The following is a 16,020-nucleotide window of genomic DNA, read 5'->3' on the forward strand; positions in this document are numbered from 1 at the left end:
TCAATTATGTCCTGGGATATTATCATACTAATCAATCTGCCGCACTGACATCAGGCGCGCCATACGCTGGACCGCAGCCAATTCCAATTCCGCCCGAGGCGAGGTCGCCAGCGACGGCATCGACAGTGCCACAAGGGTAAGCGGCGCATCATCTGCGATCAGAATGTGGCTCGCATCAAACAGGTGGAAAAGATGTGCTATATGATCGCCTTCGGGCCCGTCCTGAAACGGCGGGTCAGATCGGCGCAACACCGGTGCTCGGCCGAAGATATGGCGTAAAACAGGTCTGTCAAAATCCTTGAGCTGCGGGTCCGAGATGAGCGCTGCGCCTTCAACCAAAGGATGCGCCTGAAGTCCACGTAAGAAGACCAACGCGTCGCCAGATCGATCATCTGCGATGTGGCGTAGCAGTGTCTGAGATTGTTCTTCTGCCCGCAGTGTCTGGGCTTCAATGAACAACACGGCAACCAGTACAGCAGCCAATATGACTACAAAGGTCAGAATCGTCGTGTCGCGATCCATTGCGGCAATATAAGCAACGACGCCACCTGACAGCCCTGCACCAATAACAATCGCTAGAAACGACACCAGCGGTGCACGGTGCTGCGCCTGCGCCCGCCCCAAGGACACCGCCAACCAACACAAGAACAGCACCCCAAGGGCGGATATTTGTGCCGGAAGTTTCAGATAAAGGAACAGGAAATCCGCGGCCGCCAAGGGGATCAACAACAGCAACGACAACGCCAAACGTTCAACGGTCTGGTTTTCGGCGACAGAGAGGCTGTCTTTGTCTCGTGTCAGGACCAACCACGCGCCAATCCCGAACCCGCTGAGCTGAAATACCAACAGACCCACAAGACGCGCAGGGTCGATGCTGTCCGACCACCACAAAGACAGGACGGCAAAGGCAGTAGTGCCGCCGCCAACCCAGATTTTGGCCCATCTAGGCGCATGGCGCCGCAAAAGCCCTTCGGATAGGAGCAGGACCGACAGTGGAATAAGGCTAGCGCCTAGCAGGATGAAAAATCGAAAGACCTCCCACCCCGTGAGGACCAGCAACGCACGCCCTGCAAACAACATGATCATAACGCGCAGCCCCATCAGGAACCGACGGTTCAAAGGCGCCCATGGATCACGTGCGCAGATGACACGCTGCAAAATAAACACCCCCGCCAATGCGGCAAGCGACAGGAACAGATTGACTGTATCAGCGGCCACAAGCGTCACGACATCAACCCATTCAGAAAGCGCCGCACGATTGGACGCATCAAGGCCGCAACAAAGGCTGGCTTGGGCCGTTCAACACGCGCCTTGTAGGGGTTGAAAAAATAGCCACGGTTGTCGGTGCCATGCGGTCGGCCAAGAATTGCATTCACTACCTCATAGCACATCAACTGGCCCGTCGTTATGACCATTGGTCCGAACGACATGCGAGAACGTTTGCCCGCCACAACATCACCAACGATATCCAGATCAATGTAATTTCGAGATGAGGAATGAATTACAACCCATTCTGATTCCTTGATAAAAGCCTGGGACCTTTGATCATCGGACACAGCATCCCAAGACGTGTCATTCGTCGGATAACCTAGTCGTTCTTCATGGGGTGTGTCACTGGCCAAAGTGACATAAATCGATGGTAGAGGCGACGCATAAGCGTCAATCACAGTTTTCCCAAGGGCGCGCGCACGACGATAAAGCAGCAGAGATGCGCCAAGATCATCAGTCCCGTTCACAACAATTACCGAGCGGGTGATCAGGTCGTCTACATGTTTGGTCCAATCGGCGTGATGGACCTCAACCTCGATTTCTGGATTGATCTGTCGCGCGATCTCGGCAGTGACTTCGGCTTTGTGGCCGTCAATCGTGTGGGTGAACGCGAACACCTGACGGTTAAGGTTACTAACCTCAAACTCATCCAGATCCGCGATGATAAGTTTACCTACCCCAGCGCGAACAAGGCCTAGGATGCAGGCCCCGCCCATTCCGCCCGTGCCGCACACGAAAACCGTCGCGCCGAGCAGTTTGTCCTGCTCGGCCCGCGTGACAAAACCAATGTTGCGGGTGGTGAATTCTTCATACTCAAACATCACTTGTCCCCTTTTGCGGGGCGCAGGATCGAAAACGGACGCGTGCTGTCGGACCAATACAACACCGGAAGTATCAATCGACGCAGCGCCACATAAAGGCCCGCCCCGATAACGCTCAACACCGCTGTGCGTGGCACTTCGCGGGTTAAATAGCGGCGGATCGCGGGCAAATCCATCTTGCCAAGCTGCAGCACATCATCCCCGCGTTCGTAATCCAACTCGACCTCACAAAACTCGTTGAACTGAGCATCACGATGTTTCGGAGCGTCTTCCCATGTCTTTTTCAGATCATCCGAACCGCCTGTGTAGGCGTTGGTGATGACAAAGCGGTCTTCGTCAAATTCGGCGTCAGCGCCCACACCAAAAACATGGCGGTGGTTCGCCATGATCCGGCGCGCCATTAATAGGTGGTTCAGCGTGCGCCTGTCAGCTTCGGGTTTCGGCCAAATATCGGAAAACATCTCAGAGACCATGCCAACCACGGCCGGCACTTGGGTTACATTTGAAATCCAAAGTGGGCGAAATTGATTGCGGGTGAACAGCAAGAAACATGTCAGACCATACAGAACCCAAGACAAGCCACCCGAGCGCTGATCTGGGTCCACCATGACGAGACCAAGGTGCAACACATCGACAGGTTCAGGCTGGACCTCAACGGTCATGATCGCCAGCGCATTAAAGGCAATGGGCGTGCCGTCCTTTAGGGTAACAAGGGTGACGATGGTGTCGCGCAACCTGTCGCGATCGCCCGAAAATACGCCATAGGTCAAATCGCCCTCATCCAACGTCTTACTGGCGATCTGGCGCAAGTCCGACGTCAGGGTTTGCAGGTCTTGATCTGACATCCAGCGACCGGGGCGTTCCAAAATACGCACCACACGATCCCGCCCATTGCGCATCGTCACGTCCATATAGGCATGGCGAAGTGATTTTAAGATGGGTCCGAGCATATTTGCGCCTGATGTTGTTCACATCAAACTATGGGCGGGTTGGCAGACAGGCAAGCAAGGAAAGCCTGACCCCGTAACACATTAAGCAGTTAGGCCAAGAACCCGTTTGCTACCCTCTGTAGCCAACGGGCTAAGACCATCCTCCCCACTGCTTAGATGATCGGCAAGTTGCTCCAGCATGCGCGGCTCCCAGAATTCCTTTAGATGTTCGGCAACGCGGCCGGCTTTGTCGGCGTCGGGCTGGCTTTCAAAGAAGGTCGCGATCTGATTGGCCATACGGACTAGTTTTTCATGCGACATGGGAAGCGTCCTTTGTCTGAATGCGGTGGGGATGGGTGAAAATCTCAAAACCGTCATCGCGCGCTAGGGCGACTAGGGTAATGTTGGCGGCCTGTGCGGTTTCAACCGCAAGGGTCGTCGGGGCGGACACAGCGAAGATCACGGCGCATCCCGCCATTGCGGTTTTTTGGACCATTTCGACCGAAACACGAGACGTCAGAACAACAGCCCCTGCGCTACAGTCGGCTGTTGCGCCAATGAGTTTGTCCAGCGCATTATGGCGCCCCACATCTTCCCGAATGAGGCTAAGCCCCTGCCCTGATGTGTAAAATCCGGCCCCATGGACTGCACGAGTTGTATCATGCAGGTCTTGCCCGCCACGCAGGGCTTTCATTGCTTTGGCGATATCTTCGGGCAAAAAGGAAAGGTCAGCGGCCACGGGCGGAACGACCCGTGCGGCCTGTTCCAGACTATCAATCCCGCAAAGTCCGCACCCAACCGGGCCCGCCATCGCACGACGGCGGGTGGCCAATGTTTCTGCTTGGTCTTCCGGCAGCCACATCTGCACTTCGATACCGTTCGGATGGCTAACGACCTCAACGCTGTCGACCTCGCCCCACCCTTCGGTACGCGTGAATCCACGACCAAAGTCCTCAAGATCACAAGACGTGGCCATCATGACCGCTTGTGTCGTGCCATTATAGACAAGCGCCACGGGAACCTCTTCTGGGAGGTTGCGTGTGGCGGGTTCTGCCAAACCACCCCGCACGACCAAAGCATCGGTCGCGCGTGCGCCTTTGCTTGATCGGCGCGGTGTCATTCGGCGGCAGGCAGGATACGGCGCGACTGTTCAGCCTGTGCATTGTAGTCTTCTTGCCAGTCTGACGGCCCGTTGGACAAAGCCACCTGTACTGCTGTCACCTTGTATTCCGGACAGTTGGTGGCCCAATCGGAATAGTCTGTTGTGATGACATTGGCCTGCGTGTCTGGGTGGTGGAATGTCGTATAGACGACACCCGGTGACACACGATCCGTGATCGTCGCTCGCAGCGACGTTTCCCCCGCGCGGCTGGCAAGACGCACGAATTGCCCATCCTGAATGCCGCGTACTTCGGCGTCGTGCGGGTGGATTTCAAGCAGGTCTTCCTCGTGCCAAACCGTGTTTTCTGTCCGACGCGTTTGCGCGCCAACATTGTATTGCGACAGAATGCGGCCCGTTGTCAGCAGCAGCGGGAAACGTGGGCCGGTCTTTTCGTCCGTCGCCACGTATTCAGTGATGATGAACTGGCCCTTACCACGCGCGAAACCGTCGATGTGCATGATCGGAGAACCGTCCGGTTTGTCGTCGTTGCACGGCCACTGAACAGACCCACGGGTTTCCAACATCTCGTAGTTCACATTGGCAAAACCCGGTGTGGTTGACGCGATTTCATCCATGATCTGGGACGGGTGTGTGTACGTCCAGCCTGACCCCATTGCATTGGCCAGCATCATGGTGATTTCCCAATCTGCATAACCGTTTTTCGGGGCCATGACTTTGCGCACACGGTTGATGCGGCGTTCCGCGTTGGTAAATGTGCCGTCCTTTTCAAGGAACGTCGACCCCGGCAAGAAGACATGCGCGTAATTTGCGGTCTCATTAAGGAAAAGGTCATGGACGATTACGCATTCCATCGCGGCTAGGCCCGCTTGGACGTGTTTGGTGTCTGGGTCTGACTGCAAGATGTCTTCGCCCTGACAGTAAAGGCCCTTGAATGTGCCATCGACCGCCGCATCTAGCATGTTCGGGATGCGCAAACCGGGTTCTGGGTCGATCTTAGTGCCCCAGATCGCCTCGAATACGTCGCGGGTCGCATCGTCCGACACGTGGCGGTATCCGGGCAATTCATGGGGGAATGACCCCATATCGCAGGCGCCTTGCACGTTGTTCTGGCCGCGCAACGGGTTCACGCCAACTCCGTTCTTACCCAAGTTGCCTGTCATCATTGCAAGGTTAGCGATCGCCATAACCGTCGTGGACCCTTGGGAATGTTCGGTAACGCCAAGGCCGTAGTAAATCGATCCGTTGCCACCTGTGGCGAACAGTTTCGCCGCCGCGCGCAGTTCTTGGGCGTCTACACCTGTCAACAGCGCCGTCGCTTCGGGCGCATGACGAGGGTCGCTGATAAACTCGGCGTAATGGGCGAACTCGTCCCAGTCACAACGGGTGCGGATGAATTCTTCGTCCATCAAGCCCTCGGTCACGATGACGTGGGCGATGGACGACAAAACAGCGACGTTCGTGCCCGGTAGCAACGGCAAATGATGCTGTGCTTCGATATGCGCAGATTTCACGATGTTGGTGCGGCGCGGGTCGATTACGATCAGCTTGGCCCCTGCCCGCAGACGCTTTTTCAGACGGCTGGCAAAAACGGGGTGCCCATCGGTCGGGTTGGCACCGATGATGATCACGACATCTGTTTCTTCGACGGAATCAAAGTTCTGCGTCCCAGCGGATGTGCCGAACGTTGTCTTCAATCCATAGCCCGTCGGCGAATGACAGACGCGCGCGCAAGTGTCCGTGTTGTTGTTGCCAAACGTGGAACGGATCAGCTTTTGCACGAGGTAGGTTTCCTCGTTCGTGCAACGGCTGGACGTGATGCCACCAATAGATTTCACGCCATGCTTGTCCTGAAGATCGCGAAGGCGCGTAGCAGTGTAGCTGATTGCCTCTTCCCATGACACTTCGCGCCATGGATCGGTGATCTTGTCGCGGATCATCGGGTTCAAAATGCGATCGCTGTGATTGGCATAACCGTAGGCAAAGCGCCCTTTGACGCAAGAATGGCCGCGGTTCGCTTCGCCGTGTTTGTACGGCACCATGCGCACAAGTTCGTCGCCGTTCAGCTCGGCCTTGAACGAACACCCAACGCCGCAATAGGCGCATGTTGTGATGACAGATTTATCTGGTGTGCCGAGTTCGATCACAGATTTTTCCTGCAACGTTGCCGTTGGGCAAGCCTGCACGCAGGCACCACAAGATACGCAATCCGAGCTTAGGAAATCATCGCCACCCGCGCCCGCAGAAACGCGGCTGTTGAACCCTGATCCTTCGATGGTCAGCGCGAACGTCCCCTGCACTTCTTCACAGGCGCGCACGCAGCGCGAACAAACAATGCACTTAGACGGATCGTATGTGAAATACGGATTGCTGTCGTCTTTCGGAATAAACTGCGGGTTCACATCGCCAGCGGTATCGCGGGCTTCAAAGTGATTTACAAAGCCGCCATTTGCGGGCGCTTCATAGCGCACATCCCGCAGACCAACCATTCCGGCCATGTCTTGCAATTCACAATCGCCATTGGCGGCACAGGTTAGGCAATCCAACGGATGATCGGAAATGTACAATTCCATCACGCCTTTGCGGATCTTTTTAACCTGAGATGATTGCGTTTTCACAACCATACCCGGTGCAACCGGCGTTGTGCAGGAGGCTGGGGTGCCACGGCGGCCTTCGATTTCCACGACGCACAACCGGCAAGACCCAAACGCTTCGACGCTATCGGTTGCGCACAGTTTAGGAACCTTGATCCCTGCTTCAGCGCTGGCCCGCATGACAGACGTGCCTTCGGGCACCGTCACATCAAATCCGTCAATGGTCAGTGTTACCATCTCGGTGGATTTGGACGCAGGAGTCCCCATGTCCATGTCTTTGGTCGGGATAATGAAGTCTTTCATGGCCGAACTCGCTTTTTGTGGAATTCAATAATCGCGCGGGCTGCAGTGAGCCGCTTGGTTCTTTTGGAGAGGTCAAATCGCACGGGTGCGAAAAACTGGTCGACATTGCGGTTATCGATCATAGAAACCTCACCGTCTTGCAGGTCCGCACCTTCCTCGAATTCGAGGATCAGTTTGCCGCCGTCACGGCGTTCAAAGAACAACCGCAGCCCGTCGTGAAACGGGAAAAAGAAATAGCCTAAGAAATGCAGCTTTTCGCCCTTTGTAACTTCGCCGTGGCGGTTGGCCGCAAAGGATTGCAAGGCCAGATACCGTTGGCCGAAAATCAGCCGTCCGTAATCCAGACCGCTGCTTAACTGGCGCAACCACATATCCACGGGTTCCTCAACGAGGTTGAATTTCTCCACCATCGCATCAAGGGCGTCATGCCTGAGAGGGATGCCGGTCATTGCGTTCACTCCGCAGCCTCTTTGGCGGGGGCGAAATCATCTGGAAAATGGTGAAGCGCGCTGAGAACCGGATATGGCGTAAAGCCCCCCAACGCACATAGCGATCCGTCTTTCATGGTCTCACATAGGTCTTCGAGCAGCTCGACAGCAGAGGCATCACCCTGCCCGATCCGGTCAAGAGTTTCGACGCCGCGCACAGAACCGATGCGGCACGGTGTGCATTTCCCGCAACTTTCAATCGCGCAAAATTCCATCGCAAAACGCGCCATGCTCAGCATGTCGGCGCTATCATCAAAGACAGCAATCCCCGCGTGACCGATCAAGCCACCTTGACCGTCGAATTCTTCGTAGCAGAATTGCGTGTCAAACTTTTCAGCCGACATGTAGGCACCCAACGGCCCCCCAACTTGCACGGCTTTCACGGGACGGCCCGTCAAAGTGCCACCAGCTACGGTATTAACAACTTCACCCAAAGGCATGCCGAATGCAGTTTCATAAAGCCCGCCGTATTTTACGTTCCCCGCAATCTGCATCGGGATCGTCCCACGCGAACGGCCAAGGCCAAAGTCCGCGTAATACTGCGCGCCCTTCTCAAGGATCACTGGCACAGTGGCGAGGGATATGACGTTGTTCACGACAGTCGGCTTACCCAAGAACCCTTCGAGAGCAGGAAGCGGCGGTTTCGACCGCACCACACCACGTTTGCCTTCAAGCGAGTTCAAAAGCGAAGTTTCTTCGCCGCAAACGTAAGCGCCAGCACCAACACGAATTTCCATATCAAACGCAAGGCCAGAGCCGAGAACGTCATCACCAAGAACGCCAGCCTTACGAGCTAGAACGACGGCTTTCTCCATAATATCAATGGCGTCGGGGTATTCAGAGCGTAGGTAGACATAGCCTTTGGTTGCCTTCACCGCGAGGCCGGCGATCGCCATCCCCTCGATCACAGTAAAGGGGTCGCCCTCCATGATCATGCGGTCGGCAAATGTACCGCTATCGCCCTCATCGGCATTGCAGACGATGTATTTCTGGTCGGCTTCTGCGCCCAAAACGGTGTTCCATTTGATCCCCGTCGGGAACCCTGCACCACCACGACCACGTAGGCCGGATGTCGTCACTTCTTCGACGACCTCTTGTGGTGTCATCGCCGCAGCGCGACGCAGGCCAGCCAAACCGCCGTGGGCTTCATAGTCGGTCAGGTCAAGCGGATCAATCACGCCACAGCGCTGGAACGTCAGACGTGTCTGGCCTTTCATCCATGGAAAATCATCAACCAAACCAAGGCTCTGCAGTTTTCCGTCGAGCAATGCAGGCACATCATCCACACTGACGGGGCCATATCCAACACGCCCTTCGTCGGTTTCAATCTCAACCAATGGTTCAAGCCAAATCATCCCACGCGTGCCGTTGCGCACGACGGTAATATCCAGATCGCGACTTTCGGCTTCGCGCTGGATCGCGGCGGCGATATCGTCAGCGCCAAGCGCTTTGGCAGCTGAATCGAGAGGGACGAAAATCTTCATGCGCCTGCCTCCGCCAAAAGTTGATCAAGCTTAGCTGTATCCACCCGCCCAACGACCTTACCATCCACCATGGCGGCAGGTCCGCAGGCGCACAGGCCAAGGCAATAAACCGGTTCCAATGTTACGTTACCGTTGCGTGTGGTGCCGTGCCAATTCACGCCCAACTTTTCAAAGGCACGTTCAGACAACGCGTTCGCGCCAACTGCCTGACAGGCTTCAGCGCGGCAAATCTTGACGACATGCTTACCTGCAGGCGCATCGCGGAAGTCGTGGTAAAATGTGATAACACCGTGCACTTCTGCGCGGGTGATGTTCTGATGATCCGCGATGATCTGAATGACGTCGTTGGGAATGTAACCAAACTCGGCTTGAACCGCATGCAAGATGGGCAGCATCGGACCTTCTAGATCGCCATGTTCGGCGAGGATCGCGGCCATAATCTCAGTCGTCGCAGTATCAGCCATCAAAGTCACTCCATCGGGATGAACTATCTTTGCGGTTTTTACACGGGTAATCAATATCGTTAACCCGTATAGTGATAGAAGAAGTCTATCAATTAGACACTGCGGCTGAAAGCGCCCTTGCACGGTCCAAAAGCGTCGCGAGCACCGGCGTAAACGGTTCTCGCTGTGGTGCTACAAGGCCGACAGTATGGCTGGCATCAGGCTTAATCAGAGGCACAGAACCAAGGTCATCCCCTTTCAGGAAAATCTCGGCCGCGCGAACGGGAAGAATTGTTGCCAGATTGGAATTCACAACCTGACTAACAAGAACCACGATCGAGGACGCTTCGATCTGCGGCGTGACCTCGACACCCGCCTTGGCGAGATGTTGATTGATGATCCTTCGGTTTTGCATATCCGGTGTCATCAAACACAATGGGACATCCGCAAGGTCGGCCCACCGCACAGGACCACCCAGCAAAGGATGCCCCGCCTTGGCCACAAGAACATAGCGTTCGGAATAGATTGGCACTGTCGTCACACGGCCCAAAGGTTCATTGTCTAAATACGTCAAACCAGCATCTATTTCTAGGTTTTCCAACATGTTAAGAACCTCAATAGATGTGTTCGATTGCACCGAGAACCGCACATTAGGATGGGCTTCTGCGTAGCCCGCAATCAGATCACTAACGACGGTTAAGGCTGTCGGGATAACAGCAAGGCGCAGATCCCCGGAAAGCCCTTGGCGGGCGACGCGCATTTCTTGTCGCAGTGATCGGGCATCGCCAACGATACGACGCGCCCAGTCCAATGCACGCTGCCCTTCGGGCGTAAGCCCGCGATACCGCGAGCCGCGCCAAACCAACATGACCCCCAGCTGATCCTCAAGCTGTTTGATCGCGGCCGACAACGTGGGTTGAGTGACCCCTTGGGCATTCGCAGCACGGCCAAAGTGTTCCTCGCGCGCGAGAGCAATGAACATTTCCAATTTGTCGATCATTTCAAGGCCTTTCGATAGAAGACCTCTATCAAGCAGACCTAACGTAACCAATGCAAGCGTTCAAACTACAGATCGCCAACTTTAGCCCTGTGAAACCAGCTTTCGCCGTTGCATCACAGCAACTTAAGACTAGTATTCCAGATATAATTTCATTCCTCAACTCAGGCTTTATTTTGTCCTCCCACCCTCAACAGACGGGAACGTTTTCGACTGGCGCGCTTTTCGGGCTCGCTTGGCCTTTGGGGCTGAAAACAATCATGTTGCAGGGCATTATTGTCATAGACGCGCTTCTTGTTGCACCTTTGGGGGAAGCCGCACTGGCCGCTATGGGCCTTGCCGGAGCCATTGGCGGCCTGCTGATGGGCGTGCTGTTTTCCTTTTCTACAGCAACACAAATCAGAGTGGCACAGGCATTTGGCGCAGCGGGGCCAGTCGCGCTCAAGACCAGTCTTTATTGCGGTCTTCTGATCAATGTGATCGCGACGATCCTCGGCATTTGCCTTGTGTTTGTCTTTGGCGACCGGATCATCGATGGGTTTGCCCATACACCTTGGATTGCGGAACAGGCTTCGAGGTACTTGCACGTTTTCCTTTGGGTGGCTGCGTTTGAGGCAGTGGGCCAATGTCTCGCCAGCCATTTTAATGGCTGCGGTAAAACACGTATTCCCTTTTACAGCTACCTGATCGCTGTGCCGATCAACATCGGCGTCAGTTTGGTGTTGATTCACGGGCTTTACGGTTTTCCCGAACTCGGCGTTATGGGTGCCGCCGTCGGGAGCGCCACATCATCCGGCGCACGGCTGATGTTTATGGGGTGGCGGTTCTTTATAGAGGACGGCGAAATTCTAACGGCCAAAGGCTGGTCGAAGCAAACATTCGCACTAGCTTTAAGACGGCATTGGGCGTTTTCATTGCCAATCGCGGGGACGTTTATCAGCACGTCGATCGGCAATCAGACCTGTGTTTTGATCTACGCGACGCTTTCGGTGAATGAATTCGCAGCGATGACTTTGATGTTGCCTTGGGTTCAAACTGCAGGAGTCTTTGGCATGGCATGGGCACAGGCGACCGGCATTGCCGTGGCTCAATTGCTTGGTCGTTCTTTGGGCGAAAACGCGCTAGACGAGTTTCTAAGCCGAGCATGGCGCGCAGCCTTTTGGGCTGCAGGGGTTGTCGCGCTGGCCTATCTGTTGCTTTGCCTGTTTTCTGGCAAAATCTACAGCAATCTAGAACCAGAAACGACGGCGATCCTGTTGACGTTCCTGCCCGTTTTGTTGGTTCTACCCTTTCCCAAAGGGTCCAACGCGATTTGCGGTCAAACGCTGCGCGCCTCGGGCGACACGTTGACTGTTATGAATATCTTCATCATCGGCCAATGGGGGTTCAAAGTCCCCGTCACTGCCCTGCTGGTGTTGGTATTTGATGTGCATGTCGCGTGGGTATTGTCGCTGCTCTTGTTCGAAGAGCTGGTCAAATTCCCACTGTTTCACAAACGCTTATGGCGCGGCGATTGGAAACGCGCGGCGGTGTTTGACGACTAATCCTTAAGGATCGAAGTAATCCGCATGGGCATCTGAAACGGCGTCAATCGTCGCATCGAGCCGGTGCAGGTGTTTCATACCGGCTTCAACAGCGCCCTCCGCGTCATGCTCCTGAACCGCTTTGGCGATTTCTCTGTGATCGTCCAACAGCTGCGGCATTCGGTTTTCTTGCGCAAGCCCGAGCTGGCACAACCGATCTACGTTCGCCTTCTCTTGCTTGATAACCTCAAAAGCGAAATCAACATGCCCAATGTCACAAAGGATTTGGTGGAACTCATAGTCCATCTCACCGAACTTATCGTAGTCGCCGATCTCAACGATGGCAGCTTGCAGCTCTAGGCTCGCCTTCAATCGCGCAGCACCCAGCGCATCGCAATTGGCCGCGGCAAGACGCAAGACTTCCGCCTCTACGGATGACCTTACGAAACGGGATTTCGTAATTTCGCGCATCGAGAACCGTTTTACCTCGGTAGAGCGTTGCGGCCGGATCAAGAGTAGGTCCAAATTTTCCAAACGGCTAAACGCGTCGCGGACGGGTTGGCGGGATATACCGAATTTAGCAGCGATTTCGGATTCAGAAATCTTGTCGCCAGGCAAAAGGCGAGATTCAGAAATCTCTGCTCTAAGATAGTCAAATACCTCATCGACGCTTGTGCGGCGGTCCCGGGTTTGGGTGGAATTCGACATATGTATCTCCAAGTTTCGGCTTGAATAGCCATTCGAAAAACAAATGGCCAATAAAATTGTGATGGAGACGGCCCGCTCGAACGTACCAGTCAGCTGTTGGTCCCCGCGCCCAAGCACAAGGTGCCGCAACTGGCATGTCAAACGTCTCTCCCCCCAACCCCTTTTCCTGTTGCTTTGCCTAAGCAAAACGAACAGTCTCCTCCGAGGCCTTTATACAGTCGACACTCTTTTTATTAGAAAATCAATACTAGTATTCCAGATTCCCAACTGGCATACTAGTTGGAACGCGGTGATTCTAGCGCCGTGTATGGGAGATTTGCGCACAGCGCTATAACTAAGGGGGGCGACCATGTCTGGCGTCAAGCTACAGAGTATCGTCAAGGCCTATGGCGCCGTGCAGGTTGTGCACGGGATTGATCTTGAAGTTCAGGAAAAAGAATTCGTTGTTTTGGTTGGCCCATCCGGTTGCGGCAAATCAACAACCCTACGGATGGTCGCGGGCCTTGAAGAGATTTCCGGCGGTGAGCTGACGATTGACGGCAAGGTCATGAACCGCGTTGCACCTAAGGATCGCGATGTAGCGATGGTGTTCCAGAACTATGCGCTCTACCCGCACCTGAATGTTGCCAACAACATCGCATTCGGCCTGAAAATCCGCAAAGAAACCAAGCAAGACATCGACGATGCAGTTGCTGAGGTCGGCGGTATCCTTGGGCTGACAGAATACCTTGATCGCAAGCCATCTGATCTATCCGGTGGTCAGCGCCAACGCGTTGCAATGGGCCGTGCAATCGTTCGTCGCCCAAAGGTGTTCTTGTTTGACGAACCGCTTTCCAACCTTGACGCAAAGCTGCGCACACAGATGCGCGCAGAGATTAAACGTCTTCACAAACGTCTTGGCGTAACCAGCCTTTATGTAACCCACGATCAGGTCGAAGCGATGACGCTGGCTGATCGAATTGTTGTGATGAACGACGGCCGGATCGAACAAATCGGCACGCCGATGGAATTGTTCTTGAACCCTGTAAACTCATTTGTTGCGGGCTTCCTTGGCGCCCCGCCTATGAACCAGATCAAAGCCACGATCGCGGCCGGTGATACTGGCCCATTGGCACAGTTTGAAGGAGGCGAATTGGCTTTGGCCCCGTTGGCCGACCTACAGAATGCAGTTGGCCGTGAAGTTATTGTTGGCATCCGCCCTGAATACGCACAGATCGTTACCGAACCGACCGCTGGTTCTGTTGCCTGTAATCTTGACCTCGTTGAAACGCTCGGCTCTGAAGCCCTGCTTCATACCACTGTTGGGGATGACCCGTTTGTCATCCGCACCGACACACTTGGTAAAATGGGGACGCTTGACGCCGTGACTGGGTTTACAGCCCAGCCCGACCTGATCAAGGTCTTTGATGCCGACACAGGTATGGCCCTTGCCGGCCAGACGCGTGCAGCATGAGCTCTGAACCTGACACCAAAGAGATCGGAGCCCTGCAAATACAAACGCGCGGCCGGATGGAGCGCCTCGTTGATCACGTAAAGAAAGACTGGCAGCTATACGTTCTGTTGCTGCCGACAATCATCTGGCTTCTCGTGTTTCTTTATAAGCCGATGTACGGGCTGCAGATTGCATTCAAAGACTACAGTATCTTCCGCGGCGTCGCGGCTAGCCCTTGGATCGGGTTTGAGCACTTTGAAACTTTGTTTAGCAGCGAAGGCTTTATGCGGGCCTTACGCAACACGATTGCGATCAGTTTCTGGAGCCTGTTGATCGGTTTTCCAATGCCTATTTTCTTGGCGTTGATGTTCAATGAGATCCTTCACCGGAAGTTCAAAAGCACTGCACAAACAATTGTTTACCTGCCGCACTTCATCTCATCTGTGATTATTGCTGGTATCGTTATCACGGCGTTCTCACCGGGTGCGGGTATCGTGAACACAGTTATGGGGTGGTTCGGGCTCGACCCGATTTACTTCCTCACCAAACCAGAATGGTTCCGCCCGATCTTTATCGGTACGACCATTTGGCAAGAGGCAGGTTTCCAATCTATCGTGTTCCTTGCAGCCATCGCTGGCGTGTCCCCGACTTTGTATGAATCTGCTGTGGTGGATGGGGCAAGCCGCTGGCAGATGATGTGGAAGATCACTATTCCATCTATCCTGCCGACGATCATCATTATGTTGATCATCCGCATCGGTAACATGCTCGAAGTGTCCTTCGAGATGATCATCCTGCTTTATCAGCCAAGTACTTACGAGACCGCGGATGTTGTGAACACCTTTATCTATCGTCAGGGTTTGCAGAACGGGCAATATGACTTTGCCGCTGCTGCTGGTCTGTTCAACGCTGTTGTGGCCTTCGTTTTGGTCATCGGTGCAAACACAATCGCCAAGCGCTTCTCGCGCACATCGCTGTGGTAGGGGAGAAAACCAATGGCTAATCTTAATCTCTACTCACGCAGTGACAAACGTTTCGTCCTGATCAACATGTTCCTGATCGCGATCTTTACGTTGTCCACGATGTATCCGTTCATCTACATCGCCTCATTGTCGCTTAGCTCTGGCTTTGCAGCACGGGCAGGTCAGGTTGTTCTCACACCAATCGATACAACGATCGAAGCGTACAAATACATCTTGTCGCAACGGATGTTCTGGGTCTCTTACGGGAACACGTTCTTCTATACGATCTTTGGCACAATCACGTCGTTGCTGTTCTTGATCCCGGGTGCCTATGCCCTTTCACGTCCGCAGCTTTACGGTCGCCGCTTCTTTAACCTGATGGTCGCCTTTACCATGTGGTTCAACGCGGGCCTGATCCCGTTCTTCTTGAACATGCGTGATCTTGGCTTGCTGGACAGCTACATCGGTATCTTGATCGGCTTTGCGGTAAACGGGTTCAACCTGATCCTACTCCGCAACTTCTTTGAAGGCGTTCCAAGCTCATTTGAAGAAGCCGCTCGTATGGATGGCGCAAATGACTTCCAAGTCTTGTGGAAAGTCTACATGCCGCTTGCCAAACCAGCCATCGCCACAGTCGCCTTGTTTTGCTTGGTGTCGCGCTGGAACGGCTTCTTTTGGGCTATGGTGTTGTTGCGGGACGAAGAAAAAATTCCGCTGCAGGTATACCTGCGCCACACCATCGCGACACTTTCTAACGATGACGAATTCGGGGCAACTCTAATTGATGCGCCCTACTCTGTCGAAACGGTGTCTGCCGCGATTATCGTATGCTCGATTATTCCGGTGCTCATCGTCTACCCGTTTATCCAGAAGTACTTTGAAAAAGGTATCATGCTGGGTGGGGTGAAAGAATAACTAACGAAACGCAACTTCTGGGAGGAAACCTT

General features: G+C 54.4%; 15 protein-coding genes. 4 read left to right on the top strand and 11 right to left on the bottom strand.

Annotation, left to right across the window (positions count from 1 at the left end):
* Positions 1 to 27: 27 nt before the first annotated feature.
* The 10 genes from L0666_RS04345 to L0666_RS04390 form a co-directional block, all read right to left on the bottom strand.
* Positions 28 to 1,227: a hypothetical protein gene (locus tag L0666_RS04345; RefSeq protein WP_235259099.1), complete on the bottom strand. Its 1,200-nt coding sequence runs from the start codon at positions 1,225 to 1,227 to the stop codon at positions 28 to 30.
* A complete protein-coding gene (locus L0666_RS04350; protein ID WP_235259100.1) occupies positions 1,224 to 2,090 on the bottom strand; it encodes a ThiF family adenylyltransferase in 867 nt (288 codons plus the stop codon). The genes L0666_RS04345 and L0666_RS04350 overlap by 4 nt, the downstream gene beginning before the upstream one ends.
* A complete protein-coding gene (locus L0666_RS04355) occupies positions 2,090 to 3,040 on the bottom strand; it encodes a hypothetical protein (protein WP_235259101.1) in 951 nt (316 codons plus the stop codon). The genes L0666_RS04350 and L0666_RS04355 overlap by 1 nt, the downstream gene beginning before the upstream one ends.
* Before the next feature lie 81 nt (positions 3,041 to 3,121).
* A complete protein-coding gene (locus tag L0666_RS04360; protein ID WP_235259102.1) occupies positions 3,122 to 3,340 on the bottom strand; it encodes a formate dehydrogenase subunit delta in 219 nt (72 codons plus the stop codon).
* Complete coding sequence (gene fdhD, locus L0666_RS04365) at positions 3,330 to 4,139, bottom strand: formate dehydrogenase accessory sulfurtransferase FdhD (RefSeq protein ID WP_235259103.1); 810 nt, start codon at positions 4,137 to 4,139, stop codon at positions 3,330 to 3,332. Before fdhD ends, L0666_RS04360 begins: the two co-directional genes overlap by 11 nt.
* A complete protein-coding gene (gene fdhF, locus L0666_RS04370) occupies positions 4,136 to 7,036 on the bottom strand; it encodes a formate dehydrogenase subunit alpha (protein WP_235259104.1) in 2,901 nt (966 codons plus the stop codon). The genes fdhD and fdhF overlap by 4 nt, the downstream gene beginning before the upstream one ends.
* Entirely contained in the window at positions 7,033 to 7,485 is a 453-nt protein-coding gene (locus L0666_RS04375) for a DUF3601 domain-containing protein (RefSeq protein ID WP_235259105.1), read from the bottom strand. The genes fdhF and L0666_RS04375 overlap by 4 nt, the downstream gene beginning before the upstream one ends.
* A gap of 5 nt (positions 7,486 to 7,490) precedes the next feature.
* Positions 7,491 to 9,008: a formate dehydrogenase beta subunit gene (locus tag L0666_RS04380; protein ID WP_235259106.1), complete on the bottom strand. Its 1,518-nt coding sequence runs from the start codon at positions 9,006 to 9,008 to the stop codon at positions 7,491 to 7,493.
* Entirely contained in the window at positions 9,005 to 9,472 is a 468-nt protein-coding gene (locus L0666_RS04385; protein WP_235259107.1) for a formate dehydrogenase subunit gamma, read from the bottom strand. The genes L0666_RS04380 and L0666_RS04385 overlap by 4 nt, the downstream gene beginning before the upstream one ends.
* 88 nt (positions 9,473 to 9,560) lie before the next feature.
* Positions 9,561 to 10,451, bottom strand: a complete 891-nt coding sequence (locus L0666_RS04390; RefSeq protein WP_235259108.1) for a LysR family transcriptional regulator — start codon at positions 10,449 to 10,451, stop codon at positions 9,561 to 9,563.
* 50 nt (positions 10,452 to 10,501) lie between these two features.
* Between L0666_RS04390 and L0666_RS04395 the strand changes: the two genes are divergently transcribed.
* A complete protein-coding gene (locus L0666_RS04395; protein ID WP_235259109.1) occupies positions 10,502 to 11,992 on the top strand; it encodes an MATE family efflux transporter in 1,491 nt (496 codons plus the stop codon).
* 3 nt (positions 11,993 to 11,995) lie between these two features.
* Here the strand turns inward: L0666_RS04395 and L0666_RS04400 are convergent, their stop codons facing one another.
* Complete coding sequence (locus L0666_RS04400) at positions 11,996 to 12,679, bottom strand: GntR family transcriptional regulator (protein ID WP_235259110.1); 684 nt, start codon at positions 12,677 to 12,679, stop codon at positions 11,996 to 11,998.
* 349 nt (positions 12,680 to 13,028) lie between these two features.
* Here L0666_RS04400 and L0666_RS04405 point away from each other — a divergent pair, with 349 nt between their 5' ends.
* The 3 genes from L0666_RS04405 to L0666_RS04415 are packed head-to-tail and all read left to right on the top strand — an operon-like array spanning position 13,029 to position 15,988.
* The gene (locus L0666_RS04405; protein WP_235259111.1) at positions 13,029 to 14,132 is read left to right on the top strand and encodes an ABC transporter ATP-binding protein; all 1,104 of its coding nucleotides are present in this window, start codon (positions 13,029 to 13,031) and stop codon (positions 14,130 to 14,132) included.
* Positions 14,129 to 15,094: an ABC transporter permease gene (locus tag L0666_RS04410; RefSeq protein WP_235259112.1), complete on the top strand. Its 966-nt coding sequence runs from the start codon at positions 14,129 to 14,131 to the stop codon at positions 15,092 to 15,094. The genes L0666_RS04405 and L0666_RS04410 overlap by 4 nt, the downstream gene beginning before the upstream one ends.
* A 12-nt stretch (positions 15,095 to 15,106) precedes the next feature.
* Positions 15,107 to 15,988, top strand: coding sequence for a carbohydrate ABC transporter permease (locus L0666_RS04415; RefSeq protein ID WP_235259113.1), 882 nt, complete (start codon positions 15,107 to 15,109; stop codon positions 15,986 to 15,988).
* The last annotated feature ends 32 nt before the right edge of the window (positions 15,989 to 16,020 follow it).

The sequence above is a fragment of the Octadecabacter algicola genome (genome assembly GCF_021532625.1).
Taxonomy (GTDB): domain Bacteria; phylum Pseudomonadota; class Alphaproteobacteria; order Rhodobacterales; family Rhodobacteraceae; genus Octadecabacter; species Octadecabacter algicola.

What these genes read in the sequence shown, in the direction of transcription:
- L0666_RS04350 (WP_235259100.1), bottom strand. Translation starts at nt 2,090, where the DNA reads ATGTTTGAGTATGAAGAATTCACCACCCGCAACATTGGTTTTGTCACG.
- L0666_RS04355 (WP_235259101.1), bottom strand. Translation starts at nt 3,040, where the DNA reads ATGCTCGGACCCATCTTAAAATCACTTCGCCATGCCTATATGGACGTG.
- L0666_RS04360 (WP_235259102.1), bottom strand. Translation starts at nt 3,340, where the DNA reads ATGTCGCATGAAAAACTAGTCCGTATGGCCAATCAGATCGCGACCTTC.
- fdhD (WP_235259103.1), bottom strand. Translation starts at nt 4,139, where the DNA reads ATGACACCGCGCCGATCAAGCAAAGGCGCACGCGCGACCGATGCTTTG.
- fdhF (WP_235259104.1), bottom strand. Translation starts at nt 7,036, where the DNA reads ATGAAAGACTTCATTATCCCGACCAAAGACATGGACATGGGGACTCCT.
- L0666_RS04375 (WP_235259105.1), bottom strand. Translation starts at nt 7,485, where the DNA reads ATGACCGGCATCCCTCTCAGGCATGACGCCCTTGATGCGATGGTGGAG.
- L0666_RS04380 (WP_235259106.1), bottom strand. Translation starts at nt 9,008, where the DNA reads ATGAAGATTTTCGTCCCTCTCGATTCAGCTGCCAAAGCGCTTGGCGCT.
- L0666_RS04385 (WP_235259107.1), bottom strand. Translation starts at nt 9,472, where the DNA reads ATGGCTGATACTGCGACGACTGAGATTATGGCCGCGATCCTCGCCGAA.
- L0666_RS04390 (WP_235259108.1), bottom strand. Translation starts at nt 10,451, where the DNA reads ATGATCGACAAATTGGAAATGTTCATTGCTCTCGCGCGCGAGGAACAC.
- L0666_RS04395 (WP_235259109.1), top strand. Translation starts at nt 10,502, where the DNA reads ATGCAAGCGTTCAAACTACAGATCGCCAACTTTAGCCCTGTGAAACCA.
- L0666_RS04400 (WP_235259110.1), bottom strand. Translation starts at nt 12,679, where the DNA reads ATGTCGAATTCCACCCAAACCCGGGACCGCCGCACAAGCGTCGATGAG.
- L0666_RS04405 (WP_235259111.1), top strand. Translation starts at nt 13,029, where the DNA reads ATGTCTGGCGTCAAGCTACAGAGTATCGTCAAGGCCTATGGCGCCGTG.
- L0666_RS04410 (WP_235259112.1), top strand. Translation starts at nt 14,129, where the DNA reads ATGAGCTCTGAACCTGACACCAAAGAGATCGGAGCCCTGCAAATACAA.
- L0666_RS04415 (WP_235259113.1), top strand. Translation starts at nt 15,107, where the DNA reads ATGGCTAATCTTAATCTCTACTCACGCAGTGACAAACGTTTCGTCCTG.